Source organism: Microbulbifer maximicatervae (SeqCode) (genome assembly GCF_056232625.1).
On the sequence record NZ_CP174324.1, the window covers coordinates 3,884,268 to 3,909,295 of the forward strand.

Annotated in this window: 22 protein-coding genes; 15 read left to right on the forward strand and 7 right to left on the reverse strand. The window is 52.7% G+C overall.

Going from position 1 to position 25,028, the window contains the following annotated elements; all coding sequences use genetic code 11:
• The first annotated feature begins 5 nt into the window (after positions 1-5).
• The 5 genes from ACJJI6_RS16895 (at position 6) to ACJJI6_RS16915 (ending at position 5,386) form a co-directional block, all read left to right on the forward strand.
• On the forward strand, positions 6-884 hold the full coding sequence (locus ACJJI6_RS16895) for an alpha/beta fold hydrolase (protein WP_475711343.1): 879 nt from the start codon (positions 6-8) through the stop codon (positions 882-884).
• A 157-nt stretch (positions 885-1,041) separates the two neighbouring features.
• On the forward strand, positions 1,042-2,058 hold the full coding sequence (locus tag ACJJI6_RS16900; protein ID WP_475711345.1) for a zinc-binding alcohol dehydrogenase family protein: 1,017 nt from the start codon (positions 1,042-1,044) through the stop codon (positions 2,056-2,058).
• 309 nt (positions 2,059-2,367) lie between these two features.
• Entirely contained in the window at positions 2,368-3,183 is an 816-nt protein-coding gene (locus ACJJI6_RS16905; RefSeq protein ID WP_475711347.1) for a class II aldolase/adducin family protein, read from the forward strand.
• A 188-nt stretch (positions 3,184-3,371) separates the two neighbouring features.
• On the forward strand, positions 3,372-4,991 hold the full coding sequence (locus ACJJI6_RS16910; RefSeq protein WP_413663851.1) for a Na+/H+ antiporter: 1,620 nt from the start codon (positions 3,372-3,374) through the stop codon (positions 4,989-4,991).
• Between the two features lie 44 nt (positions 4,992-5,035).
• Complete coding sequence (locus tag ACJJI6_RS16915; protein WP_475711349.1) at positions 5,036-5,386, forward strand: AraC family ligand binding domain-containing protein; 351 nt, start codon at positions 5,036-5,038, stop codon at positions 5,384-5,386.
• 14 nt (positions 5,387-5,400) lie between these two features.
• Here ACJJI6_RS16915 and ACJJI6_RS16920 read toward each other — a convergent pair whose 3' ends face one another.
• Positions 5,401-7,257 (reverse strand): monovalent cation:proton antiporter-2 (CPA2) family protein, encoded by a 1,857-nt coding sequence (locus ACJJI6_RS16920; RefSeq protein WP_475711350.1) that lies wholly within the window; start codon positions 7,255-7,257, stop codon positions 5,401-5,403.
• A 13-nt stretch (positions 7,258-7,270) separates the two neighbouring features.
• Positions 7,271-8,572: a cation:proton antiporter gene (locus tag ACJJI6_RS16925; RefSeq protein WP_282930598.1), complete on the reverse strand. Its 1,302-nt coding sequence runs from the start codon at positions 8,570-8,572 to the stop codon at positions 7,271-7,273.
• A gap of 519 nt (positions 8,573-9,091) precedes the next feature.
• On the opposite strand from ACJJI6_RS16925, the gene ACJJI6_RS16930 reads away from it, so the two are divergent.
• Positions 9,092-9,487 (forward strand): DoxX family protein, encoded by a 396-nt coding sequence (locus tag ACJJI6_RS16930; protein WP_413663848.1) that lies wholly within the window; start codon positions 9,092-9,094, stop codon positions 9,485-9,487.
• A gap of 114 nt (positions 9,488-9,601) precedes the next feature.
• Positions 9,602-10,207 carry a glutathione transferase GstA gene (gstA, locus tag ACJJI6_RS16935; RefSeq protein WP_413663847.1) on the forward strand — a complete coding sequence of 202 codons (606 nt, stop codon included), beginning with the start codon at positions 9,602-9,604 and terminating at the stop codon, positions 10,205-10,207.
• Positions 10,208-10,217: 10 nt separating this feature from the next.
• On the opposite strand, the gene ACJJI6_RS16940 is transcribed toward gstA, so the two are convergent.
• Together ACJJI6_RS16940 and hexR are read right to left on the reverse strand one after the other, a co-directional pair.
• A complete protein-coding gene (locus ACJJI6_RS16940; protein WP_444915142.1) occupies positions 10,218-11,477 on the reverse strand; it encodes a multidrug effflux MFS transporter in 1,260 nt (419 codons plus the stop codon).
• Between the two features lie 117 nt (positions 11,478-11,594).
• Entirely contained in the window at positions 11,595-12,449 is an 855-nt protein-coding gene (gene hexR, locus ACJJI6_RS16945) for a transcriptional regulator HexR (RefSeq protein WP_282930602.1), read from the reverse strand.
• Positions 12,450-12,593: 144 nt separating this feature from the next.
• On the opposite strand from hexR, the gene uvrD reads away from it, so the two are divergent.
• Positions 12,594-14,798 (forward strand): DNA helicase II, encoded by a 2,205-nt coding sequence (gene uvrD / locus ACJJI6_RS16950; RefSeq protein ID WP_282930603.1) that lies wholly within the window; start codon positions 12,594-12,596, stop codon positions 14,796-14,798.
• Between the two features lie 232 nt (positions 14,799-15,030).
• Positions 15,031-16,164, forward strand: a complete 1,134-nt coding sequence (locus ACJJI6_RS16955; protein WP_475711352.1) for a TRAP transporter substrate-binding protein — start codon at positions 15,031-15,033, stop codon at positions 16,162-16,164.
• A gap of 69 nt (positions 16,165-16,233) precedes the next feature.
• On the opposite strand, the gene ACJJI6_RS16960 is transcribed toward ACJJI6_RS16955, so the two are convergent.
• From ACJJI6_RS16960 to ACJJI6_RS16970, 3 genes are all read right to left on the reverse strand, one after another.
• Positions 16,234-16,623, reverse strand: a complete 390-nt coding sequence (locus ACJJI6_RS16960; protein ID WP_108735392.1) for an acyl-CoA thioesterase — start codon at positions 16,621-16,623, stop codon at positions 16,234-16,236.
• Between the two features lie 188 nt (positions 16,624-16,811).
• Positions 16,812-18,173: a TRAP transporter large permease gene (locus ACJJI6_RS16965; RefSeq protein ID WP_475711353.1), complete on the reverse strand. Its 1,362-nt coding sequence runs from the start codon at positions 18,171-18,173 to the stop codon at positions 16,812-16,814.
• Positions 18,170-18,742, reverse strand: a complete 573-nt coding sequence (locus tag ACJJI6_RS16970; RefSeq protein ID WP_475711354.1) for a TRAP transporter small permease subunit — start codon at positions 18,740-18,742, stop codon at positions 18,170-18,172. Before ACJJI6_RS16970 ends, ACJJI6_RS16965 begins: the two co-directional genes overlap by 4 nt.
• Before the next feature lie 183 nt (positions 18,743-18,925).
• On the opposite strand from ACJJI6_RS16970, the gene ACJJI6_RS16975 reads away from it, so the two are divergent.
• From ACJJI6_RS16975 to ACJJI6_RS17000, 6 genes are all read left to right on the forward strand, one after another.
• Positions 18,926-19,978, forward strand: a complete 1,053-nt coding sequence (locus ACJJI6_RS16975; protein ID WP_282930607.1) for a PstS family phosphate ABC transporter substrate-binding protein — start codon at positions 18,926-18,928, stop codon at positions 19,976-19,978.
• Between the two features lie 161 nt (positions 19,979-20,139).
• Complete coding sequence (gene pstC / locus ACJJI6_RS16980) at positions 20,140-21,519, forward strand: phosphate ABC transporter permease subunit PstC (protein ID WP_444892394.1); 1,380 nt, start codon at positions 20,140-20,142, stop codon at positions 21,517-21,519.
• Entirely contained in the window at positions 21,512-22,798 is a 1,287-nt protein-coding gene (pstA, locus tag ACJJI6_RS16985) for a phosphate ABC transporter permease PstA (RefSeq protein WP_282930609.1), read from the forward strand. Before pstC ends, pstA begins: the two co-directional genes overlap by 8 nt.
• Before the next feature lie 105 nt (positions 22,799-22,903).
• Positions 22,904-23,710 (forward strand): phosphate ABC transporter ATP-binding protein PstB, encoded by an 807-nt coding sequence (gene pstB / locus ACJJI6_RS16990; RefSeq protein WP_475713467.1) that lies wholly within the window; start codon positions 22,904-22,906, stop codon positions 23,708-23,710.
• Positions 23,711-23,733: 23 nt separating this feature from the next.
• Positions 23,734-24,435 (forward strand): phosphate signaling complex protein PhoU, encoded by a 702-nt coding sequence (phoU, locus tag ACJJI6_RS16995; protein WP_282930610.1) that lies wholly within the window; start codon positions 23,734-23,736, stop codon positions 24,433-24,435.
• Between the two features lie 86 nt (positions 24,436-24,521).
• Positions 24,522-24,836, forward strand: coding sequence for an antibiotic biosynthesis monooxygenase family protein (locus ACJJI6_RS17000; protein ID WP_475711356.1), 315 nt, complete (start codon positions 24,522-24,524; stop codon positions 24,834-24,836).
• Positions 24,837-25,028 lie beyond the last annotated feature (192 nt).

Below are 25,028 nucleotides of genomic sequence, written 5' to 3' on the forward strand. Positions count from 1 at the left end.
GGTTTATGCACAAGCGAGTAAAGCTGTGTGAATTTACTACCTCTGATAGCGTCACCCTGCGCTATCTAGAGGCCGGCAGCGGCCCCATATTGTTGATGCTACACGGCTGGTCCCAGGGGGCGGTGTTGTATAAACATCAGCTCGCTGGGCTCAGCGATCAGTTTCGTGTGATCGCGCTGGATATGCGTGGTCATGGTCAGTCTGACAAGCCCAATCATGGCTATCGAATTTCCCGCCTCGCCAAGGACTTGCAAGAGCTGATCTCAAGTCTGCAACAGGAACCCCTTCATTTGCTCGGCCACTCCGCCGGCTGCTCGGTGATATGGAGCTACCTGGAAATGTTTGGTGGGGATAGGGTCAGTGCACTAGTGCTAATCGATGAACCCCCCTGTCTACTGGCAGATCCCGCCTGGAGTGAAGCGGAGCGATTGGCAGCTGGAGGCATACTGACCCCGGAGAGCCTCTTCCAGTTTGTGGATAACTTGGTTGGAAAACAAGGTGTTGAGGCCACCCGCCAAATTCTTATGTCTATGGTCACGCCTTTAATGGGGAAAACCCAACGGGATGAGCTGGTTGCGGTTAATCTGCAGTGTCCCCGTCGCTTGGCTGCAAAGCTTTTTGTGGATAACGTAACAAAGGATTGGCGGGATTTTATCCCCAGGATTGATAAGCCGACGCTAGTGGCTTTCGGTCGTGCCAGTCCACACCCAATAGAGTGCCAGCAGTGGATTCACCAGCAAGTTGCGGGTTCCAGGCTTGAGATCTTTGATGTGGCGGAAGGAGGAAGCCATTTCCTGTTTCTGGAAGCAGCACAAAGATTTAATGCCCTGGTGAGTAAATTTCTTCTCAAGTTTTCCACAGATAGCCATTTCCCCTTGCCCTAGTTCAGCTTTGTGGATAACTGTGGATAGAGTTATCCATAGTTATTAGAATTTAAAAAAAATAATTGAAACAGCTTCTACGAGAAGGCAGTTTTTCCTGTGGATATTCCTTTTTAAGATACCTCCACACCTGTTACCCCATTGGAAAAGGATAAAACTGATGATGAAGGCCGTCGGTTATCAACAGTCTCTGCCAAGCAGTGATAAAGAAGCGCTACAGGATATAACCCTCCCCATACCGCAAGTCTCCGGCCGGGATCTGCTGGTAGAAGTACAGGCCGTTTCGGTTAACCCGGTAGATACTAAAGTGAGGCAGCGGGCTAGCCCGGACACCGGTCAGTGGAAGGTACTTGGCTGGGATGCTGTGGGCATAGTGAAGGCGGTAGGCCCGGAAGCGGGACTCTTTAAGGTTGGCGATCGGGTTTGGTATGCGGGCGATATCTCCCGTTCGGGCAGCAATGCCCAGTACCAGCTGGTGGATGAGAGAATCGTTGGTACTGCCCCCAAGACGGTTGGCTGTGCCGAGGCGGCGGCGCTGCCTCTCACTGCGATTACCGCTTGGGAAATGCTATTTGACCGCCTGCAAGTTGCGGTGGGTAAAGGGGCAAACAACAAGTCACTGCTGATCATTGGTGCCGCTGGTGGCGTGGGTTCGATCATGGTCCAGTTGGCCCGTCGTCTGACCAATTTGACTGTGATAGGCACTGCCTCCCGCCCCGAAACCAAAAGCTGGCTTGAAGAGCTTGGAAGCCACCATGTGATCAATCATCGGCAGTCTCTTAGCGAACAGTTAAGTCGCGAGGGTATCGATGGCGTCGACTATGTTGTTAGCCTCACTAATACCGAAGAGCACTTGGCGGAAATTATCAAAAGTATCAGACCTCAAGGCAAGTTTGGTTTGATTGACGACCCCACCTCCTTGGATGTTATGGCACTGAAGCAGAAGAGTCTGTCCCTGCACTGGGAGTTTATGTTTACTCGCCCGCTGTTTTCTACCGAGGATATGGTTGCCCAGCATGTTCTGTTGAATGAACTTGCGGAATTAATTGACCAGGGATTAATTAAAACCACTATGGGGCAGAATTTTGGGAAAATAAATGCAAATAACCTTTTAAAAGCACATCAGCTTATCGAATCCCAGGCTGCAAAAGGAAAGATAGTCCTGGAAGGTTTTTGATAGAGTAAACTCTCTCCTACTCAGAGTCATATCTATGACATCTGGGTGGGAATTTACTTTGAGTAAACAGTCCTAATTATTCAGTAAAAAAACTAAGTGCAAGATACTAAATTTTCATTATTTGGCAGTAAATTTTTGCTTATATTTCTACCGCGCGAAAATAAACTGATAGAAAAGACATCAAAGTCACTTTTATATTTTTCCGCATTAAGCAGTCACCATTTTATTAAGTTATTAATCCTCGCATAGAAAATAAAAGTCATGCTATAACCATGCATCGGCATTTTCCAAAGATGAGAGGGCCGCTAGGTGGCTACAACAGAAAAAAATAAATCAAAACCCGGTATTGATGCCGCTGTTATGAATGGCGACATCAATATGTTGCTTGGCGAGCCAACCCAGCCGCCAGAACAAGTTCGTGAAGAGCGCAAGAGGAAGCTGACGGCGGCTTTTCGGCTGTTTGGAAAATTTGGTTTTGATGAAGGCGTAGCCGGTCATATCACTGTCCGTGACCCGGAATATGACGATCATTTTTGGGTCAACCCCATGGGGGTTTCCTTTAAACAGATGACGATGTCACAACTGTTGCTGGTCAATCATCAAGGAGAGGTGGTTGAGGGGGATGGTTACCTTAATGGCGCAGCCTTTACTATTCATTCTCACATCCATAAAACCCGCCCAGATGTGGTAGCCGCTGCGCACGCTCATTCCCTTTATGGGAAAAGTTGGTCTACTCTCGGGCGTCTTCTAGATCCCATTACCCAGGATGCTTGTGCCTTTTATCAGGACCACGGTTTGTTGGATACTTTTTCCGGCGTGGTATTGGAAATGGGAGAAGGTGCGGCCCTTGCTAAAGCCTTGGGTAACCACAAAGCACTGATATTGCAGAATCACGGCTTACTGACGGTGGGTAAATCCGTCGATGAAGCTGCCTGGTGGTATATCACTATGGAAAAAAGCTGCCAGGCTCAGTTACTGGCGGAAGCAGCTGGGCAGCCTATTTTGATCGATCCAGAAGTGGCAATACGAACCCGGGCGGTTGTGGGAACTGAACTGGCGGGATTATTTAGCTTTCAGCCTCTTTACAATGTAATTGCAAAAGAACAGCCGGATATGTTTGAGTAAAGAAACTCCAAAAACTCTGTCAAATTTTCAGAGTAATTTTTTGGAGTGCTGAAAAGCGCCGGCACTTTTTCTCAGAATTTATTCCCTGTTTTCTATTCTCGCATAAACTTCCTGATATTGAGTGAACAGCAATAGTTGCTCGATAGAGATCTATTTCAATAAGGCGTCACAGGAAACTGTAGCGAGTAATGCACTATCTGGTTATTGCGCTGGTGCTGTTGTTAGTTGTGGCCATTACCCTGGTTATTGCACGCCTGTTGCCTCTACCTATTCCACTGCCTCTATTGCAAATTGCTGCGGGAGCAATACTGGGTAGCTTTTTGGGAATAGAAATACCCTTAGAGCCAGAAATTTTTTTCCTGCTGTTTGTTCCGCCCTTATTGTTTATTGCCGGTTGGCGAATACCGAAAGGCGCCTTGTTTCGAGATATCGGTGCCATTGTTACCTTGGCTATTGGATTGGTGCTTTTTACCGTTGTGGGCATGGGGTATTTTATTTCCTGGTTGGTGCCTGTCATGCCACTGGCGGTGGCTTTTGCAGTAGCGGCAATTTTGGCACCGACCGATCCCGTGGCGGTATCGGTGGTCCACGGTGGAACGTCTATGCCACCACGGCTGGAGCATATCCTTGCCGGAGAGTCCCTGTTTAATGATGCCTCGGGATTGGATATTTTCCGTTTTGCAGTGATTGCCGCCCTCACCGGGACCTTTTCATTTCCCCACGCACTGGCTGGTTTTTTCTGGGTCGCTATCGGCGGTGTGGTTATTGGCGCTGGAGCGGCATTTGCCTGTGGATATATTTTGCGCCTGCTGGTCAGAATTGGCGGTGAGGACACTACTGTACAAGTTCTAGTGAGCTTATTAGTGCCCTTTGCGGCTTATATCGCCGCCCATACTTTACAGGTATCGGGTATTTTGGCGGCTGCCAGTGCTGGAATTGCGACTCACTATACCACCTTACACGGCGCGGAAATGTCGACTACACGGATGGACCGCCGTGCAGTATGGAAAACAGTACAAGCAGTTCTTGACGGTATTATTTTTGTTCTGTTGGGAGAGCAATTGGTTCGAATTACTGGAGCGGATTTCTCCGGTGCGCGCCACACTGGTGACTTAACAATTATTTTTTATGTCCTGGCAATATTTGTTGTACTACTTCTCCTGAGATTTGTGTGGGTATGGGTCTCCCTATATCTCTCACGTTTTGGGCAGAAAGTAGAATCTTTTGGTACCCATTTTTTATTGGTTAGCGTGTTGACCATCGCCGGGGTAAGAGGGGCGATTACATTGGCGGGAGCCTTTTCCCTTCCCCTCGCTATGACAGATGGAAAGCCGTTGCCCGGCCGTGATTTAGCCCTGATTATTGCAATGGGCGTTATCTTGCTTTCCTTATTGCTGGCAAGTTTTTTATTGCCTGTTCTACTGCGCCGTTTACCCGAAGCCCCCAATTTTGCCGCTATTGGTGATGAAAAAGGTGCGCGAATATCTGCTGCCACAGCGGCAGTGAATCAGCTGATGAATATGCGTCATGATATTGATCGAGGCGAAAAAGATCGCGATCTTGCTTTTGAGGCGGTGGATCACCTTTTGGCGATTTATCGGCGGCGCATAACCCTAGGAGAAGATGAAAGCGAGGATATTATCTGGATGCGTTCCAGGGTTGAGCGTCATTACCACCTTGCCGCACTTTCTGCTGAGCGCGAACAACTGTTGGAATTGCGTGTCTCCAGGAAGATTGATGATGAACTCCACCGCAAATTGGTTTTGGAGGTCGATCTGGTAGAGGCGAGCTTAATTAACAAAGAATAAATTTTCTCTTGTAATAGACACGCTTAAATTGGTGAAAACTTGATATGGAGTTTGTAGAGCTGTGTTCAGTTAATGGGGTTTCCCGTTTTCAGAAAAGAAAAATAGACAGTCCCCAGCGCGAGCCCCTGGGTAATTACTCAATCCCCTATCCCGCCAAGCAGGTGCAGTTCCGGGAGTTTAGTGAGGGACAGCGTTTTGATTGGCACTGTGCCCCGCAGGCGCAGTTTATTCTTTATCTTGAAGGCAGGGTGAAGCTCACAACCAGCTCCGGTGAACAATATACCTTTGCTCCCGGAGATATCTTATTAGCCAATGATTTGCACGGAGAGGGACATATCAGCGAGAGTCTGAGTCCTGGCAGGGCTGCCATTGTCGTGCTTAATGACAACCCCTAGGGCCAATAACCGGCTTACTGTTTTTCCATCTCGGGCTTGGCTTCTTCCCAGTAGTGATCCAGATGCAGGTCCTTGTCGCGGCGGTCTTGTTGTAACGCCTGCAAAAGCTGCTCGCGATAGATTCGGCTTTGCGCAATATGCTGGGACTCATCGCGCCAGTAGGGGAAAAGTGCCTCCAGCATACGCTGGTCGTGCTGCTTGAATTTCAAGGCGGCGCGGCGCGCCTGTATGGGACTGAGTCCCAATAGTTCCAGCGCCTTTTCGCCGATGGTCAGGGCCGAGTCCACGGTCTCGCGGAAGATATAGCGGACCCCGGCTTCCATCAAAGCATATTGGTGCATACGGTTGCGGGCCCGGGCGAGGATGGTCACATTGGGGAAGTGTTTTTGCAGCTGGGCCACAATTTCCAAACAGGCGGCCTGGTCGCTCAGGGTCAGGATAACCAGCTTTGCATTTTGGGCTCCGGCGGCGCGCAGCAGATCCTCTCGCGAGGCATCCCCGTAGTAAGCCTTGATACCATAGCGGCGCACCAGATCCAGTTGTTCTGCATTGCGTTCGAGTAAAGTGGTATTGAAACCGCAGGCATTTAGAAGTCGCCCGGCGATCTGCCCGAAGCGCCCGTAGCCAATAATGATTACCGGTGAGCCGGAATCCACAGGCGGTGATGTATCTATGTTGGCGGGAACCTCTGGGCCGGTGACAAACCGCGGCTGGATAAACTGTTCGTAGATCAGCAGCAGCACTGGTGTCAGGGCCATGGTCAGAGCAATTTGAGCTACTAACAGATTGCCGATGTCCGCACTCAGGACCTGAAGCTGGGTAGAGAACGCTACCAATACAAAACCGAATTCACCGGCTTGCGCCAATGACAGAGCGAACAACCAATCCTCGCCCTTTGACATTCGCAAGGTGCGCGCCAGGGCAAACAGCACGGTAAATTTTACCAGCACCAACGCCAATGCTAATCCGATTAGCACCAGCGGGTTGTCCGCGATCAGGGAGAAATTCAGGCTGGCACCCACGGCGATAAAGAAGAGACCCAACAGCAGGCCCTTAAAAGGCTGTATATCCGCTTCCAGCTCATGGCGGAACTCGCTCTCGGCCAGCAGTACCCCGGCGAGGAAAGTACCCAGTGCCGGCGATAGGTCCAGCCAGGTCATTACCGCAGCTGCGGCAAATACGATCAGTAGCGCGCTCACGGTAAACAGTTCGCGAACTTGGCTGCCTGCCATTAGACGCAGTAAGGGACCGAGCAGGTAACGTCCGGCGAAAATAAAAGCCAGCATGGTGCCGATAACCGCCGATGCGTAATACCAACCACTCAAGCCACTTTCATGGGAGCTGGCAGCGGTACCTGCCAGCAGTGGCAATAGCGCGAGGATGGGAATAACAGCGATATCCTGGAACAAAAGTACCGCAAATGCAGCGCGCCCGCCCTGGCTTTTCAGCAGGCCCTTTTCACTGAGGGATTGCAATACAATCGCAGTTGAGGATAGTGCCAGGATCAGCCCAATAGCTACCGATGAGCGCCAATCCATCTCAGAAAAGGCGAGAACCAATCCAGCGATGGCCGCAGCGGAAAACAGTAGTTGGGCACTGCCGGTGCCGAGGATAGCACCGCGCATTTTCCACAATTTCTTCGGCTGCAGCTCCAGGCCGATCAGGAACAGCATGAGTGCAACACCAAACTCGGCAACGTGCATTTCATCGCTGGCATCGCCGACCAGGCCTAGGGCACTTGGGCCAATGGCCACACCGGCGAGTAAGTAACCGAGGACTGAGCCCAGGCCCAGGCGTGTGGCAATGGGTACCGCAATCACTGCGGCAGCCATGAAAATTACTGCCTCAATAAGGAAGCCGGAGTGTTCCATTTAATCGTTATCGCTATTTGGCTGTCGGTTGCTGGGGCTCGTCGCGTTCGGGCTCAGAAAACTCCCGGCTGCGACGAATCAATGGCGCTATGGTAGAGCCCTGTACGACGATAGAAAAGAGCACCACGCCATAGGTCATGACCACCCACAGGTAGCGAAGGTCCTGTCCCTGGACGAAGGCACTGCCGGCGGGAATAGACATCGCCAGCGCCAATGCCAGACCACCTTTCAGCCCTCCCCAGATCAAAATCCGGTTGGTATAGGGGTGGTACTTGCGGCGACTTTTTAAATACAGGAAGGGTATGCCGACAGCGAAAACCCGGGCGGTAAGAACAATGACAATGCCCACTGCCATCAGCAGGTAGTCGGAAGGGCGCAGGTCGATTGTAATCAGGAACAGGCCCACCAGCAGGAAGAGCAAACCGTTGAGGAAGTCCTCGGTGATGCTCCAGAAATTATCCAGCTCGTGTTGGCTCACCCGGGAAAAGCCGCGCTCTCGGGTAAAGTTGCCAATAATAATACCACTCACCACCATTGCCAGGGCGCCGGAGACCCCGAGTACATTGGCCAGGGAAAAACCGGCAGTGGGAATAACCATGGTCAGCATCAATTCCAGGCTGTGATCATTGGTACAACAAATAGCCCAGTGGAAAACGCCACCAATGATCAGTCCCAGCAATATGCCCCCCAGTGCCTCGATGGCGAATAGCTCAGCCACTGCCGGTACCGTAGGTTGGCCGCCTTCGAAAGCGAGTGCGTAAATCACCGCGAAGATCACGATACCGAAGCCATCGTTGAACAGGGACTCACCTTCCACCTGAATGGAAACCTGCTCCGGGGCCTTCAGGTTTTTCATAATTGCCAGTACGGCGATAGGGTCGGTGGGAGAGATCAATGCACCAAATAACAGGCAGTAAACAAAAGCCACCGGCATATTGATCAGCATCAGGAACCAGTAAAGAAGGGCCCCGACCACAAAGGTGGAAATGAGGGTACCGACAATGGCGAGAAGACCGATCTCCAGTTTCTGGTTGCGCAGCTCCAACAGATCGATATGCAAACTGCCGGCAAAAAGCAGAAACCCGAGCATTCCCTTGAGCAGAATATCCTCAAGGTTGAGCAGCGGCAGAAGCTGATCTGCCCAGGTGCGCAACTCCACCACCCCCAACTTGCCCAGGGCGGTGACCAATAGTGATAGGGCCAGGGCACCGGCGGTAATAGCGATCGTGGTTTGGGCGCGCAATACGTATTGGTTCAAGAAGCCCAGAAAAACTGATACGGCGGCAAGAAAACAAAAGGTGTAATAAACTTCCATGCCGTGTGTGGACTCCAGCGCTGAAATATTCTCGGATGGTTTAATGCCATTTTGGGGAGCGCCCCGGCGGCAATTTATATGATGGTGAGTGTGCCGTTATTGTAGTCGTGCAGAGGCTGCTCGATTTCCCTTGGAGTGGATCTAGGGCAACAGGATTACACCGGGGCGGGCCGCGCAGGCACAAGCGGCCAACTCCCTTTTATATGGGCGCGCAATTGTAGCGGCTCTAGGGCGCCACACAACTGCATTTTTCAGTTTTGCGCTCAAACGGATCGACTTCCCCTACCCACTAAAATTCATTAATGCCTTAGCTTTTTAAACATTACGTCATTACTTTCTAACTGCCAATTAGTAGATTCCTACTGACTATTGAAAATAAAAAGGATGATTATCACGCCAATCTAGTGGTTTTTATCCCTCCTGAGTAAAGGCAGCTACCGACTATCTCATGAATTTTCACGACAGTGTCTACACTGGTTGATAGTCCATACCCATAAATGCGCAATTGAGGAAGTAGTAGTGAAGCATTCGATGTTGTGCGACACCTCAAAGCTGATCGGTCGGGTACTGATGTCGCTGATCTTTATATTTGCCGGCTGGAATAAAATTGGCGGCTACGAAATGACAGAGGCCTTTATGGTTTCCATGGGGATACCCGGCTTCATTTTGCCCCTGGTCATCGTTATAGAGTTGGTGGGAGGACTCGCGGTGTTACTGGGGATATTCACCCGGATTTCTGCTTTTGTCCTTTTCCTGTTCTGTCTCGCTTCGGCCTTCCTGGTACACCTGTCCCCTGGTGATGCAACAGAAATGACCAGCTTTATGAAAAATATCACGATTGCCGGTGGTTTCCTGATTCTTACCTGTGCCGGTGCCGGTCGCTTTAGCCTGGACCATTGGATACGCGGTAAGTAGATTTCAGCAACAGTTGTATAGAGGAATTCAAGCCAGTTTCAATCGTGCTTCATTGGCGAGAAATAAGCCGGGCCTATACTGCCTGGATATAGGTAATGACTCTACAGGATTACCATGAAGCTTTTTTATGCACCGGGTGTTTGCTCTCTATCACCTCATATTGTCGCTTGTGAAGCAGGGATCAATCTGGGCCTGCAAAAGGTCAATCTAAAAACCCACGAGCTGGAAAACGGCGACGACTTTACAAGGATTAGTCCTAAAGGGTACGTGCCGGCACTGCAACTGGAAGGCGGAGAAGTACTGACAGAAGGTCCGGCAATCGTCCAGTTTTTGGCGGAGCAAAAGCCCGACGCGCAACTGGCGCCACCAGTGGGCACCCTGGCCCATTACCGGCTTCTCGAATGGCTCAATTTCCTCAGTGCTGAAGTCCACAAGCTATTCAAACCACTGTTCTGGCATGGTACAGAAGAAGAGCAGGAGGATTCCCGGGTTAGGCTTATCCGTTGGTTTGACTATATCGAAGGGCAGCTTGATAAGGACTACTTAATGGGAGACGGTTTCACGGTTGCCGATGCCTACCTGTATGTTCTCTCTCGCTGGCTGAAACATCAGCAGTTTGATATGCCCCGGTGGCCCAGGCTTCAAGCATTCCAAAAGAGAATGGAAGAAAGGCCCGCAGTGCAGCGGGCGCTTCAGGAGGAAAGTTTAGAGCCGGTGTAAAGAGCTGCCATTAACGCGGGGTAAAGCGCCGGGTCGCAGGGATATCGGACTCGATCGGTTGGCGAACCTTCGCGATAAATAGTGCAGAGAGTAGTGCCACAAAAGCACAGCCCGCCATAGATCCTGCAATAGGTGTCAGGGTCCCGGTGTGCAGGCTGCTCGCCAGTCCACCCAGTATCCCCCCGGTTATAAATAGAGCGGCGCCGTATAGCGCGTTGGCACTACCGCTGATTTTGGGGAAGAACTCCAAATAACAGGCGGCGGCATTGGGGCCGGTAATACCGATACAACTCATCACCAGTACCAGGGGAATCATCCACAGGGTAAGTTCTTTGACTCCTGTCATAGTTCCCAGCAGCAGCAGGCCGCAACCCAATAGCTGCAACACAATACCCGCCAGCAGGATATTGCGCGGCTCAAAAAAGTTCAGTAGGCGGATGTTCACCTGAACCATGCAAATAAGCCCGAGCACGCAGATACCGAAAAACAGTGGAAACTGATTCGCGCTAACACCGAAGTAATCCATAAACACAAAGGGCGCGGTGGTGATGTAGATAAACATCGAACCGCTGACACAGGCCTGTGCAATCAGGAACCCAATAGCGCGGGGATTGCGCAAAACCTGACCGTAGCTGCCCACGAGAGACTTCAGCGGCATCATCTGGCGGCGTGCGCGGGTAAATCGGGAGACGGTCTCCGGTAGCAGCAACTGTACTAGTACGAGCATTGCAAGAGCGTACAGTAACAAAAAGACGAAAATACTTTGCCAGCCGCCAACGGCTAGTAGTGCAGAGCCGATCACCGGGGCGATCAGCGGTGCAATCAGCATGATGGTGCTAATCAGGGAAATAATTTTTGCCGCCTCACGGCCACTGTGTAGGTCGCGCACAATTGCAGCACAGATTACTGTGGCAAAGCCGCCGCCAACTGCCTGGCAGAAGCGCAGGATAATCAGTTGGTCTACATGGTCGGTAAACAGGACTAACAGGGAGCTGGCTATATAGATACTGAGGCCGATGGTTCCTACAAGGCGCCGTCCCCAGCGATCTGATAATGGTCCGCCAAATAGTTGTCCGAGGGCAAAGCCCAGCAGAAAACTGGACACTGAGTACTGCATCCGCTCGACTTCTGTATCCAGGGCCGCCGCCATCGCCGGAATGGCCGGCAGGTAGCTGTCGATGGAAAAAGGTGTCAGGGAAACGAGTGCGGCCAGCCACACCACTAGCCAGCGCGGGGCTTTCTCGTCCGGGTTAGAAGCGATGGATGTCATTATGTTGCTCAGGTACAGCCTGGAAGGATCTTCCCGGCAAAGCCCAATTGGCGGGAAATGGCTTTGGTAGAAACGGGCGGGCACATTGTCCCTTGCCCGCTTTGGATATCTGGGAGTTTAGTGCTTGTCTTCCCGCAATGTGTACAGTCCCTGTTTCAGTTTCAACAGGTGCTCCTGTAGCTGAGGACCTTTGCGCTGGGCTACGCCGATAGCGAGGACATCGATTACCACCAGGTGGGCGATGCGCGAGGACAGCGGCGTATAGATCTCAATATCCTCTTCCACATCCACTTCCAGTGGGATGCTGGCTTGCTGTGCTACCGGCGAGCCGCTGGGTGCCAAACCAACCACCAGAGCGCCCTGCTCTTTTGCCATGCTCATGGAGCGAAGTAACGCCTTGGTGCGACCGCTCTGGGAGATAGCTACTACTACATCCCCCGCTTGCATGGACATGGCCGACATATTCTGGATGTGGTGGTCCGAGTGGGCAGCGGTGGCCAACTGTAGGCGGAAGAACTTGTGCTGGGCATCGGCGGCGACGGCACCGGAGGCGCCAAAACCGAAGAATTCCACCCGCTTGGAAGCGGCCATCGCAGTGACAGCGGCCTCGAGGGCACGGTCGTCAATTCTATCGCGGACTTTCAGCAGGGTATCCACCGTGGAGTCGAAAACCTTGCGCTTGTACTCGGCAATGGTATCCGTTTCCGTAACCGCAATCTGGCCGAAGCTGGGGCTGGAAGCCAGCTGCTGCGCCAGGTTCAGCTTGAACTCCTGGAATCCGGAGCAGCCCACGGCGCGGCAAAAGCGCACCACGGTCGGTTCACTAACCTGGGCTTCAGTGGCCAGGTCGACGATGCGCATATGAATGATTTCATCGGGGTTGGCGAGAATATACTCCGCCACCTTGCGCTCTGATTTGCGCATGGATGACAGTTGTTCACTGATTCGTTGCGTTACTTCCGCCGGTTTCACAGGACTTCCTTCTCTATGCCAGATGGCGCAGTTTAGCCGCTGTGCCCTCTGCTGGCGAGCGACATCACATTACATTGTCAGGCGGGACAAAATCCTGTTTATTTACACAGGTCTTGTGCATCAGCTCTGGTACAATCTTCGCCCATGGACGTATCTCAGATTTTAGACCCCCTCAACGACGCCCAGCGCGAAGCAGTAGCTGCCGCGCCCGGCAATCAATTGGTTCTGGCCGGTGCCGGCTCGGGCAAGACCCGGGTGCTGGTACACCGCATCGCCTGGCTGATGCAGGTGGAGGGCGCCTCGCCCTACTCCATTATGGCGGTAACCTTTACCAACAAGGCGGCCCGCGAGATGCGCGCCCGTATCGAAGAGCTGCTGGGGGTGAACACTTTTGGCATGTGGGTGGGCACCTTCCACGGCCTGGCTCACCGCCTGCTCAAGGCTCACTGGCAAGAAGCCAAGTTGCCGCAGAACTTCCAGATCCTGGATTCCGACGACCAGCTTCGCCTAATCAAGCGGGTACAGGCAGATCTGGGTCTGGATGATAAAAAGTGGTCACCGCGTGAAACCCAGTGGTGGATTGGCGCGCAGAAAGATGAAGGCCTGCGCCCGCAATATATCAATGCCGGCGCCGATCCCTGGTTGCAGACCATGGTGCGAATCTACTTCGCCTATGAAGAGGCCTGTCAGCGCGGTGGATTGGTGGATTTCGGCGAGCTGCTGTTGCGCGCCCACGAGCTCTGGCTGAATAACGACGCTATTCTGGCCCACTACCGCCGGCGCTTCCCCCATATCCTGGTGGATGAGTTCCAGGATACCAACACGATTCAATATGCCTGGTTGCGCTTACTCGCCGGTGAGCAGTGCCATATCACCGCCGTGGGTGACGATGACCAGTCTATCTACGGTTGGCGCGGTGCCAAGATCGAGAATATCCAGCACTTTTCCACAGACTTACGAGAAGTGCAGACGGTGCGACTGGAGCAGAACTACAGGTCCACCTCGACCATTCTAAATGCGGCTAATGCGGTGATCGCCAATAACAGCGGTCGCCTAGGCAAGGAGTTGTGGACCAAGGGTGAAGAGGGTGAGCCCATCGCCGTCTACGCGGCCTACAACGAACAGGATGAATCGCGCTTTATTGTCGAGCGTATCAATGACTGGGTGCGCGACGGTAATCGCCGCGATAGCATCGCCATCCTCTACCGCTCCAATGCCCAATCCCGGGTACTTGAAGAGGGGCTTTTGCGCGAGCAGGTTCCCTACCGTATCTATGGCGGCCAGCGCTTCTACGAGCGCCTGGAAATCAAGAATGCCCTGTCTTATTTACGCCTGATTACCAACCGCGATGATGACACTGCGTTTGAACGGGTGGTGAATACGCCCACCCGTGGCATCGGCGCGCGCACTGTAGAGATGGTTCGCTCTTATGCTCGGGAGCAAGGCTGCTCCCTGTGGCAGGCGGCCAAGCTGATGTTGCAGCAGCGGGTATTGGCTGCTCGCGCCGGCAATGCCCTGCAGAGCTTCCTGGACCTGATTAACCAGCTGGCAGCGAATGCAGAAGATAAAGAGTTGGATGCTATTGCTGAGGATGTGATCGAAAACAGCGGTTTGCTGGAGTTTCACGGCAAAGAGAAAGGCGAGAAAGGCCAAACACGGGTGGAGAACTTGCAGGAACTGGTCACTGCCTGTCGCGGCTTTACCGGTGCGGGCCTGCCCGAGGGAGAGGAAGATGAGGAGGAAATTCCCCTTCTTAACCAGTTCCTCGATAGCGCGGCCCTGGATGCCGGTGAAGGCCAAGCGGATGAGTTTGAGGATGCGGTCCAGCTGATGACCCTGCACTCCGCTAAAGGTCTGGAGTTTCCCCTGGTATTTATGGCGGGTGTAGAGGAAAACCTGTTCCCCCACAAGATGTCTGCGCAGGAGCCCGGCCGCATGGAGGAGGAGAGACGCCTCTGCTACGTGGGTATCACCCGCGCCATGCGCAAGCTATACATTACCTACGCGGAAAACCGGCGTCTGTTTGGCAGCGAAACCTATAACAGCCCTTCCCGCTTTATCGGCGAAATTCCACCTAATTTGGTGCAAGAAGTGCGCCTGAAGACCGAAATTTCCCGTCCCCTCTACCAGGCGGACTACGGCAAGGTAGGCCAGTTTTCCGACCCGGCGCCAGACTTCGATGATTTGCCCCCGCTGGTTCTGGGAGGGCGAGTGGACCACGCCAAGTTTGGTGAAGGAACTGTCATTGAGTTTGAGGGAACGGGTCCTCGAATGCGGGTGCTGGTTAATTTTGACGATGTTGGCGACAAGAGGCTGATACTTTCAATGGCCAAGTTGCAGCCACTTTGAGTGATGGCTTGAGCTGGCACTAAGCATTAAATACTGAGTGCTGGAGCATGTCGGTACTGAGAGGCATGCAGAATTGAAAGTTAGATAGTGGTGGATGGATTCCAGCGATAGCGGGAATCCATTCAAAATACCAGGGGCAGATCACAGAGGACTTCCCCTGAAGACCTAAGTTGGCGACCAAAGCGTCTGCCGATAATTTGTACAATACAAAAATAACGATAAATTAGTAGCAATGAAAAAACTCAATTGGTACCCGGCCATCATTCTCGGGCTCTTAGCCCTGCTCGCCATTACCTTCGCCGCCCTGGTAGCTTCCCGTGCAGCAATGGGCCCTGCCCAACACTTTTCCACAGAGGGCAATAAAGAGCTGTTCGAGTGGAAATTAGTTACTACCTGGCCCAAGAATTTCCCTGGCCTCGGCAGTGCGCCGGAGCGTTTTGCCAAGAAAGTCGAGGCGATGTCAGCCGGGCGTCTCAGGATCAAAGTGTACGGTGCCGGTGAGTTGGTACCTGCCCTGGGCGTATTTGGTGCTGTATCGGAAGGCGCCGCGCAGATGGGACACGGTGCTGCCTATTACTGGAAAGGCAAGGTGCCCGCTGCCCAGTTTTTTACTGCGGTGCCTTTTGGCTTGAATGCCCAGGAGATGAATGGTTGGTTGCACCATGGTGGTGGTCTCGAACTCTGGGAGGAGATCTACGAGCCCTTTAACCTGATCCCACTTGCGGGGGGCTCAACCGGTGTACAGATGGCGGGCTGGTTTAACAAACCGATTGAGTCGGTGAAGGATTTAGAGGGCCTAAAGATGCGTATTCCCGGCCTGGGTGGTGAGGTTTTAAACCGCGCAGGCGGCACTGCGGTGACCATTCCCGGTGGAGAACTCTACACCGCCCTCCAGACTGGAGTGATCGATGCTACCGAATGGGTGGGACCCTACAACGATCTTGCTTTTGGTTTCCACCAGGTCGCTGAGTATTACTACTACCCCGGGTGGCATGAGCCGGGCTCTATCCTGGAATTTATCGTTAATAAAAAGGCATTCGAAAAACTGCCTGCTGATTTGCAGGAGATAGTGCGAGTCGCCGCCCGTGAAGCCAACCAGGATATGCTGGACGAATACACGGCACGCAATAACCGGGCCCTCAAGGAGCTGGTAGAAGAGCACGGGGTAAAAGTGGAGCGCTTGCCGGAGGATGTTCTGTCTCATCTGAAGAAGATCAACAACGAAATTATGCAGGAGACGGCGCAGCAGGACCCGGAGTTTGCCCGTGTTTACAAAGCCTTTAAAGAATTTGAACGGGATGTGAAGCCCTACCACGAGATTAGTGAAGAGGCTTACTACCAGGCGAGAGAGTTAAAGGAAGATTAGCGCCCAACTACTGGGCCGATGATATTGCCGGCTGTGTTGCTCTACAGCCGGCGGACTCGAAACCTACAATCAGGGCAGCGGCCTGGTACGGCCGGCATCGTCGATAGCGACAAATACAAACTCACCCTCGGTAACCTTGACCTGCTCACCGGAATCCACCCGCGTCAGCCAAACCTCAACCATGGTGCGAATCGAGGAGCGCCCTTCTTCGATAGCCTCCGCATAGCAGCTGACTGTTGAGCCAACTGGAACCGGGCGCAGGAAAACCATGCTGCCCACCGCAACAGTTGTGACACGGCCGCGCGCCATGGTTTGCGCGAGAATGGCGCCAGCGAGGTCCATCTGCGACATCAGCCAACCGGCAAAAACATCCCCCTGCGGATTGGTATCGCGGGGCATAGCCAGGGTTTGCAGGGTTAGCGTGCCTGTGGGTTGCGGATCTTCATCGAGAGCTGACAGTGCGGACATCGGGTACTCACAGATTGTTAGAGTTATTGGTTTCCACTACTGGAATGGTGGCGCATTCTAGCACAATTTGGCCAGTAATTAACCAGAATAAATTTCGGCCTTTAGTCGACCGTAGACGCGTTTTTGGCCGTTGGTGCTGCCTCTCAGTCTATGGACGGCTCTCCACGTGTCGCAGATCACTATTGCTGAACCACCCCCGGCAACCAAGTGGCTAGGGCCGGCCATATCGCCAGCAGGCAGAGCAGTAAAAGTTGAATGGCAATAAAAGGCGCTACCCCGCGATAGATGGCCGATGTGGCCACAGAACTGGGGGCCACCCCGCGCAGGTAAAAGAGAGCAAACCCAAATGGAGGCGTTAGGAAAGAGGTTTGCAAATTGATGGCAATCATAATGCCGAGCCACACCGGATCGACGCCCATTGCCAGCAGTACCGGGCCCACAATTGGTACCACTACAAAGGTGATCTCAATAAAGTCGAGGATAAAGCCCAGCAGGAAGATTACCAGCATCACCAACAAGGTCGCGCCGATTACCCCTCCGGGCAAGCTGTGGAAAAATCCTGTCACCAACTCTTCGCCGTTGTAACCGCGAAATACCAGAGAAAATAATGAGGCGCCAATTAATATGGCGAAAACCATTGCCGAGACCTGAAGCGTACTGCGGCCGATCTCCCCGGCGCGTTTAAAGCTCAGTGCTCCGCGACTGGACGCCAGTAACGCCGCCCCCAGCGCGCCGACAGCAGCAGCTTCTGTGGGGGTGGCAGCGCCAACAATGATCGATCCGAGCACAATCAGCATTAAGGCAATCGGGGGCAAAAGACTGCGAAGTAGCTGGGCCTTATCCACTTCTGGAGGCTCGCTGCTCTCCGTGGGTTTGGGGCGACGGGCAATAAATAACAGATAAATGATATAGGCGGCCACCAGCAGTAAGCCGGGAATAATTGCCCCTACAAACAGATCCCCTACGCTGACTGGCTTGGGATTGAAAATGCCCGCAGACAGTTGTGCCTGTTGATAGGCATTGGAGAGGGTGTCACCCAGTAGAACCAAGGCAATAGAGGGAGGGATAATTTGCCCGAGGGTACCGGTGGCGCAGATAGTGCCGGTGGCCAGGTTGGGCGAATAACCGTTTTTTAGCATGGTGGGCAGTGACATCAGCCCCATGGTGACTACAGTTGCACCGACAATGCCAGTACTGGCGGCGAGCAGCGCGCCCACTACCACTACAGAAATGGCGAGTCCCGAAGGAGCCCCCATAAAGGCTTTGCTCAGATTAACCAACAAATCCTCGGCAATCTTGGCTCGCTCCAGTATTACCCCCATCAGCACAAATAGCGGAACGGCAACCAGAGTGCCGTTTTGCATAATGCCGTAGAGGCGATCGGGGAAAGCGCGCAGCAACTCAGCATCAAATACACCATACACAATACCCAGGCCCGCTGATAGCAGGGCGGTACCCGCGAGGGTAAAAGCTACTGGGTAGCCGAACATAAGCAGAGCGCAGACGGCTGCAAACATCAGAAAGGGGATTAGCTCAATCACACTTCGGCCCCTTCTACCTGCTTCAGTACTGCTTTTGACGACGACATTGGACTGGACTGTTGTAGGGGCAGCATCAATTGCACCAGGGCGCGAAAAAACTGGGCCAGCCCCGCCAGAGCCAGGGTGACGGCGGACAGAGGAATCAGGCTCTTCAGTAAAAATACCCCGGGCAGGCCGCCGGCGTTCGCACTGTCTTCAAAAACTGACCAGCTATTCAGTACAAAGTGCCAGCTGCTTATAAATAGAAAGACGCAAAGCGGTAAGAGGAATATCAGATAACCAATTGCATTGATCCAGGCTTTGGCCCTGGCGCTCATCCTGCGGTAGAAGACATCCACCCGCACATGGGCATCGGTCTGCAACGCATAGGCCAATCCCAGCATAAAGGCTGCACCGTGCAGGTAAATCACGGATTCCTGTAGGGCGATAGAACCGGTATTGAAGCCGTGGCGCATCACCACAACACAGCTTTGTAACAGGACCATGGCCCAGGTGAACCAGGACAGCAGTTGCCCGGTATGACTGGTCAGGCGCTCGAGTGCCTGCGCGCTGCACAGCAGAAAACGCATGGGGGCTTCTCTCTTTACATCTTATTGTTATTTATGTTGCTCGAAGGTTAACCCTTTGCCCGCTCTCATGCCAGCAGGGTAAAAATACAGCTGTAACCTTTTTGTAATCTTTTATTCATAGAATCGTCACCCGTTGTTCCTAGCATCGCCGCGTGAAATAAAAACACTCATCGGAGTTACACAATGAACAAGCAAATTCTGGCGACTTCTCTGGCAGCCCTGACCCTGGCAACTTCACAGGTTGCTATGGCAGCGCGCGACTACATTAGTGTTGTAGGTTCCTCTACTGTTTACCCGTTTACTACGACTGTGGCGGAGCGTTTTAGCCGCGCAACCCAGTTTAAAACTCCAGTCGTTGAGTCCACTGGTACTGGTGGTGGCATGAAGTTGTTCTGCCAGGGTGTTGGAGAAAGCACTGCAGATATCACCGGTGCCTCCCGTCGCATCAAGCAATCCGAACTGGAAATGTGTAACAGCAACGGTGTTGATGTTGTTGAAGTACAGATCGGTTACGACGGCATCGTTCTTGCGAATGCTAAGAAAGCAGCTCCCTTTAAGCTGACCCGCAAGGACATCTTCCTGGCCCTGGCTAAGGAAGTACCTAACCCAGATGGTTCTGAAACTCTGGTAGCCAACCCCTACAAGACCTGGAAGGACGTAAATCCAGCCCTGCCCAACACCAAAATCGAAGTTTTGGGCCCGCCCCCCACTTCCGGTACCCGCGATGCTTTCGCCGAGCTGGCAATGGAAGGTGGCTGTAAGAAGTTTGGCTGGATCAAAGCCATGAAGAAAACAGACAAGAGCGCTTATAAAGCGATCTGTCACAACGTTCGCGAAGACGGCGCTTATGTTGAGGCCGGTGAGAACGACAACCTGATCGTGAACAAGCTGGTTGCCAACCCGAACGCCCTGGGTATCTTCGGCTTTAGTTTCCTCGACCAGAATGCTGACAAGGTACAGGGCTCCCTGATCGAAGATCAGGCCCCCACTTTCGACTCCATCGCTGACCAGAGCTACCCGGTTTCCCGTCCGCTGTTTATCTACGTTAAGAAGCAGCACGCTGATGTGGTTCCCGGTGTTAAGCAATTCCTGGCTGAATTCACCAATGAGCGCGCTTGGGGTGAAGATGGCTACCTGGCTGACAAAGGCATGATTCCTCTGCCCACCGAGAAGCGTCAAAAGATTGCTACCGATGTGCGCAAGCTGAACGCACTGAGTAATCTCGCAGCCAAGTAAAAAAATTCTGGAGTTGTACTGTCAAAGGGAATTGACGGCCAAGCTCGAAAGGGCTTGGCCGTTCTTTATAAGAAGACTCACAAATTGTCGCCCCCCTGTGATGGAACGCGGGGATAAAGTCTGGATAATGCCAGCGACGATATTTTTAGTACGGTAATTCAATGCAAACCCCCACACTGTTCGCACTTTTGCTGCTCCTGATATTAGTGGCCTACGGCACTGGCTTTCGCCGTGCAGTGAACGCTGCTCGCAGTCTTGGCGGCGTTCGCAATCTGGCCGCCCTGCCCAGTTACTACGGATTACTCACCGCCCTTTGGTGTGGTTTGCCAGCACTGATATTACTCTGTGGCTGGTTGGTGTTTGACGATTCGATCATCCGTGCGATGGTCATGAATAGTATTGCCGATAAGCCGGAGAGTATCTCCGGGCAGAACCTTCTCTACGCGCAGATCCAGAATCTCGCGGCGGGCCACCTGATAGGTGAAAAGTCGCCACAATTGCAGAGTGCTGCGGACTACCTCAGTCAGTTGCGTTCCAGCTCCAATAATTTACAGGCCTTCCTGAGTTTGGTGTTGGCCAGCGGCCTTGCCGCTTTTGCATTGCTGCGCTTTTCTCCCAAGCTGCGCGCTCGCGAAAAAGTTGAAAAAGTGCTGCGCACGGTGCTGATTGCCTGTGCCAGCGCCGCGATTCTAACCACTGTCGGTATTTTGTTATCGGTATTGTTTGAATCCCTGCGTTTCTTCCAGTCAGTGCCGGTGAGTGAATTCCTGTTTGGATTGCACTGGAGCCCACAGATGGCCCTGCGCGCAGACCAGGTGGGATCGAGCGGTGCTTTTGGTGCTGTGCCCCTGTTCACCGGAACCCTGATGGTGTCCGCGATCGCCATGTTTGTGGCAGTACCTGTGGGATTGATGGCGGCTATTTATCTGGCGGAGTACGCCAGTAAGCGCGTGCGTTCCCTGGCCAAGCCAGTACTCGAAATTCTCGCCGGTGTACCCACCGTGGTATACGGCTTTTTTGCTGCCTTAACCGTTGCTCCATTTATTCGCGAGTTGGCCACCTCTATGGGCCTACAGGCCTCCAGTGAAAGCGCACTGGCCGCTGGCCTGGTGATGGGAATCATGATCATTCCCTTTGTTTCCTCTCTGTCCGATGACGTGATCAATGCGGTGCCCCAGTCCCTTCGCGATGGTGCCCTGGGCTTGGGTTCCACCCAGTCCGAGACGGTGCGCAAAGTTGTGATTCCTGCGGCACTACCCGGCATCGTTGGCGGTGTATTGTTGGCGGTTTCCCGCGCAATTGGTGAAACCATGATTGTGGTGATGGCCGCCGGACTCGCGGCGAATCTCACCGCCAACCCGCTCGAATCGGTCACGACTGTGACGGTGCAGATTGTGACTCTGTTGGTTGGCGACCAGGAATTTGACAGTCCCAAGACCCTTGCCGCTTTTGCTTTGGGCCTGATGTTGTTTATCTCCACTTTGGTGCTGAACTTTATTGCCTTGCACGTAGTGAAAAAATACCGGGAGCAGTATGACTGATCTTACTCAGGCGCAGGTTCGCGAGCGCATAGAAAAAAGCCTCGCCAGCCGTCACCGCAAAGAAAAGCTGTTTCGTGGGTTGGGTATCGGCAGTATTGCCTTTGGTGTACTCGCTGTACTGATTTTGTTCACTGACATTATCAGCAAAGGCAGTGGTGCCTTTGTGCAGACAGCTATCCAACTGGAGGTGCACTACGACGAACAGGTTCTGGGCATCGATAAGGTCGATGATGAAAGTCTGACCTGGGCAAACTTCACCGGTGTTATTCGTCAGTCCCTGCGCGAGCGCTTTCCCACTGTGACTGGTCGCAGTGACAAGCGTGAACTCTACAGCCTGGTTTCCTCCGGAGCACCTTTTACCCTGCGCGATCGCTTAGCTGCGAATCCGGAACTGTTGGGTAAATCCGAGAAAGTCTGGCTGTCAGTCGATGACGATGTGGATACTTTCGTCAAAAGCCTGAAGGATTCCAAAGAGGGTTTCCGTGGTCGTACCTCGGACCAGAAGGCCGGTTGGATTGAGCAGCTGTTGGACAGCGGTGAACTGAAGAAGCGGTTCAATACCATCTTCTTTACTAATGGCGACTCCCGTGAACCAGAGCAGGCGGGCATCCGCGCAGCCTTGATGGGGTCCCTGTTTACCCTGTTGGTAACTCTGGCACTGTCATTTCCTATCGGTGTGGCGGCGGCGATTTACCTGGAAGAGTATGCACCCAAAAACCGTTGGACCGATTTGATTGAGGTGAATATCAATAACCTCGCGGCAGTGCCTTCTATTGTTTTCGGCCTTCTGGGCCTGGCGATATTTATTAATTTCTTTGAGTTGCCGCGTTCGGCACCTCTGGTAGGGGGCTTGGTACTGACACTGATGACCTTGCCCACGATTATTATTTCCAGCCGCGCGGCTTTGAAGGCGGTGCCACCCTCAATTCGCGAGGCGGCAATGGGTATGGGGGCTTCGCGTATGCAGGTGGTTTTCCACCATGTGCTGCCCCTGGCGATGCCGGGAATGTTGACTGGCGCGATTATCGGTATGGCCCAGGCCCTCGGTGAGACGGCGCCCCTATTGATGATTGGTATGGTCGCTTTTATTGTCGACGTACCTGCTGGGGTAACCGACCCGGCCACCGTGCTGCCTGTGCAGATTTTTCTGTGGGCAGACAGCCCGGAGCGCGCCTTTGTCGAGCGCACCTCCGCAGCCATTATGGTGTTGCTGAGCGTGCTGATTGTGATGAATACCAGCGCGGTATTGCTGCGCAAGAAACTTGAGCGCCGCTGGTAACAGAGCGCGGATTATCAGAAAGCGGGATATTATATGAGTACCATGACCCTGGATGCCGCCAGCCAAACTGATGCGGCGCAATCCGATGTTGCGGGTAGGCAAATGATGAATGATCGGGTTGATGTTAGAGAAACAGTTGGCCAACCCTTCTGTGACACCGCCAAGTTGCGTATGCGCAATGTGAATGTTTTCTATGGTGAAACCCAGGCGATCCACTCGGTCGGTCTCGATATCGGAAAAAATGAAGTGGTTGCCATGATCGGTCCCTCCGGCTGTGGTAAGTCGACGTTTTTGCGTTGCCTCAACCGCATGAATGACACTATTGAAGGTTGTCGCGTCGAGGGCGAGTTAAGTCTGGATGGTGACCCCATCTACGGCCCCAAAGTGGACGTGGTACCCCTGCGCGCCCGCGTTGGCATGGTATTCCAGAAACCAAACCCTTTTCCCAAGTCCATTTACGAGAATGTGGCCTACGGCCCAAAAATCCACGGCATTGCCAGCCGCCGTGCCGATCTGGATGAGATCGTAGAAAACAGCCTGCGCCGCGCCGGTCTGTGGAATGAGGTTAAAGATCGTTTGGATAAGCCGGGTACGGGTCTGTCCGGTGGTCAGCAGCAGCGCCTGTGTATCGCCCGCGCTATTGCGGTGAGCCCGGAAGTAATCCTAATGGATGAGCCCTGCTCTGCCCTGGACCCGATTGCAACGGCGCGAATCGAAGAGCTGATCGATGAGCTGCGCCAGAACTACACTATCGCAATCGTTACTCACTCGATGCAGCAGGCTGCGCGGGTGAGTCAGCGTACGGCTTACTTCCATTTGGGGCATTTGGTGGAAGTTAATGATACTGAAACGGTGTTCACCAACCCCGAGCACGAACTCACTGAAGCCTATATCACCGGCCGCTTCGGCTAAGGTTCCTGCTCGGAGGGAAAACTATGGAAATGCATTTCGATCAACATATCTCACGCCAATTTAATGAAGACCTGGAAAGCTTAAAGACAGAGATGCTGGAAATGGGCGGTATGGTCGCCCGCCAGGTTGCCGATGCGGTTGATGCCCTGGCCAATGCGGACAGTGAGCTGGCCGAGGAAGTGCTGCGTATTGAAGAAGTCATAGATAAAAGTGAGATGGCCCTGGATGAGCACGCCACGCTAATTATTGCCAAGCGCCAACCGGCGGCATCCGACCTCCGCATGGTGCTGTCTGTCATTCGAATTGCCCGCGACCTGGAGCGAATTGGAGATGAGGCGAGCAAGATTGCCAAGATGGCCATAGCGCTGACAGATGAAGGTACGTCGCCGCGCGGGTATACCGAAATCCGTCATATTGCCAATGCTGTGCGCAAAATGCTCAATGACGCCCTGGATGCCTATACTCGTTTCGATGTGCAGTCGGCTCTGCAAACTCTTGCTGAGGACCAGCAGGTTGATATGGATTACCGTACGGCCGTACGTGAACTGGTAACTTACATGATGGAGGACCCGCGCAGTATTTCCCGGGTCATTAATGTGTTGTGGACCCTGCGCTCACTGGAGCGGATCGGTGACCATGCGAAGAATATTTGTGAACAGGTTGTTTACTTGGTGGAGGGTGCTGATATCCGGCACGGGCACCAGGAAAATCTGCGCAAGTCCTAAAGGGTTTTGCTAATTTAAAAAGGCCGCCTAGTGCGGCCTTTTTTTTTTACGGAAAACTATTTGTTAGTCGTTAGGTAATACAGAGCATGAAATTTATCTTCGAGGTTCATCTACAAAATGGGTTTAAAGCTGAGGATTATGCCGATGCCTGGATGCGCGCTTCTGAGATTATCCAGCGCTCCCCGGGAGCGATGGGCACAGAGCTCCATCAAAAAATTGATGACCCCAATGTGTTGATAGCCATTGCTAGCTGGCGATGTAAAAAAGATCGGGATGCTATGCAAGCTGAGCACAGTAAAAAAATTGATGAAATCATTGCCAGCGTGGCCCCTTTTGTAAAAATTAGTTTAATAGGGGAATTTTATGACCCGCAATGGGTCGTAAATATTAAAAGTGATTGATGTTAATCAGTTGAACCTGAACGCTACCTGAATAAATGTGTATCCGCTTATAAAATAAAATTTTTTATTTTATTATTTTTTACTGGGATATATTTATTTAGTGCATTACAGCCAATTACAGCATTTGTTTTTTCTGATTGATAAGCTTTTTATCGAAAAAAAATATTCGCTTTGCCGCAAAATTGGCCCTAA

Excerpts from the sequence above, each read along its gene's own strand:
- ACJJI6_RS16915 (WP_475711349.1), top strand. The coding sequence starts at position 5,036 with ATGGAGTTTGTAGAGCTGTGTTCAGTTAATGGGGTTTCCCGTTTTCAG.
- ACJJI6_RS16925 (WP_282930598.1), bottom strand. The coding sequence starts at position 8,572 with ATGGAAGTTTATTACACCTTTTGTTTTCTTGCCGCCGTATCAGTTTTT.
- gstA (WP_413663847.1), top strand. The coding sequence starts at position 9,602 with ATGAAGCTTTTTTATGCACCGGGTGTTTGCTCTCTATCACCTCATATT.
- ACJJI6_RS16895 (WP_475711343.1), top strand. The coding sequence starts at position 6 with ATGCACAAGCGAGTAAAGCTGTGTGAATTTACTACCTCTGATAGCGTC.
- ACJJI6_RS17000 (WP_475711356.1), top strand. The coding sequence starts at position 24,522 with ATGAAATTTATCTTCGAGGTTCATCTACAAAATGGGTTTAAAGCTGAG.
- ACJJI6_RS16910 (WP_413663851.1), top strand. The coding sequence starts at position 3,372 with ATGCACTATCTGGTTATTGCGCTGGTGCTGTTGTTAGTTGTGGCCATT.
- ACJJI6_RS16940 (WP_444915142.1), bottom strand. The coding sequence starts at position 11,477 with ATGACATCCATCGCTTCTAACCCGGACGAGAAAGCCCCGCGCTGGCTA.
- pstB (WP_475713467.1), top strand. The coding sequence starts at position 22,904 with ATGAATGATCGGGTTGATGTTAGAGAAACAGTTGGCCAACCCTTCTGT.
- phoU (WP_282930610.1), top strand. The coding sequence starts at position 23,734 with ATGGAAATGCATTTCGATCAACATATCTCACGCCAATTTAATGAAGAC.
- ACJJI6_RS16975 (WP_282930607.1), top strand. The coding sequence starts at position 18,926 with ATGAACAAGCAAATTCTGGCGACTTCTCTGGCAGCCCTGACCCTGGCA.
- ACJJI6_RS16920 (WP_475711350.1), bottom strand. The coding sequence starts at position 7,257 with ATGGAACACTCCGGCTTCCTTATTGAGGCAGTAATTTTCATGGCTGCC.
- ACJJI6_RS16955 (WP_475711352.1), top strand. The coding sequence starts at position 15,031 with ATGAAAAAACTCAATTGGTACCCGGCCATCATTCTCGGGCTCTTAGCC.
- pstA (WP_282930609.1), top strand. The coding sequence starts at position 21,512 with ATGACTGATCTTACTCAGGCGCAGGTTCGCGAGCGCATAGAAAAAAGC.
- ACJJI6_RS16900 (WP_475711345.1), top strand. The coding sequence starts at position 1,042 with ATGATGAAGGCCGTCGGTTATCAACAGTCTCTGCCAAGCAGTGATAAA.
- pstC (WP_444892394.1), top strand. The coding sequence starts at position 20,140 with ATGCAAACCCCCACACTGTTCGCACTTTTGCTGCTCCTGATATTAGTG.
- uvrD (WP_282930603.1), top strand. The coding sequence starts at position 12,594 with ATGGACGTATCTCAGATTTTAGACCCCCTCAACGACGCCCAGCGCGAA.
- ACJJI6_RS16970 (WP_475711354.1), bottom strand. The coding sequence starts at position 18,742 with ATGCGTTTTCTGCTGTGCAGCGCGCAGGCACTCGAGCGCCTGACCAGT.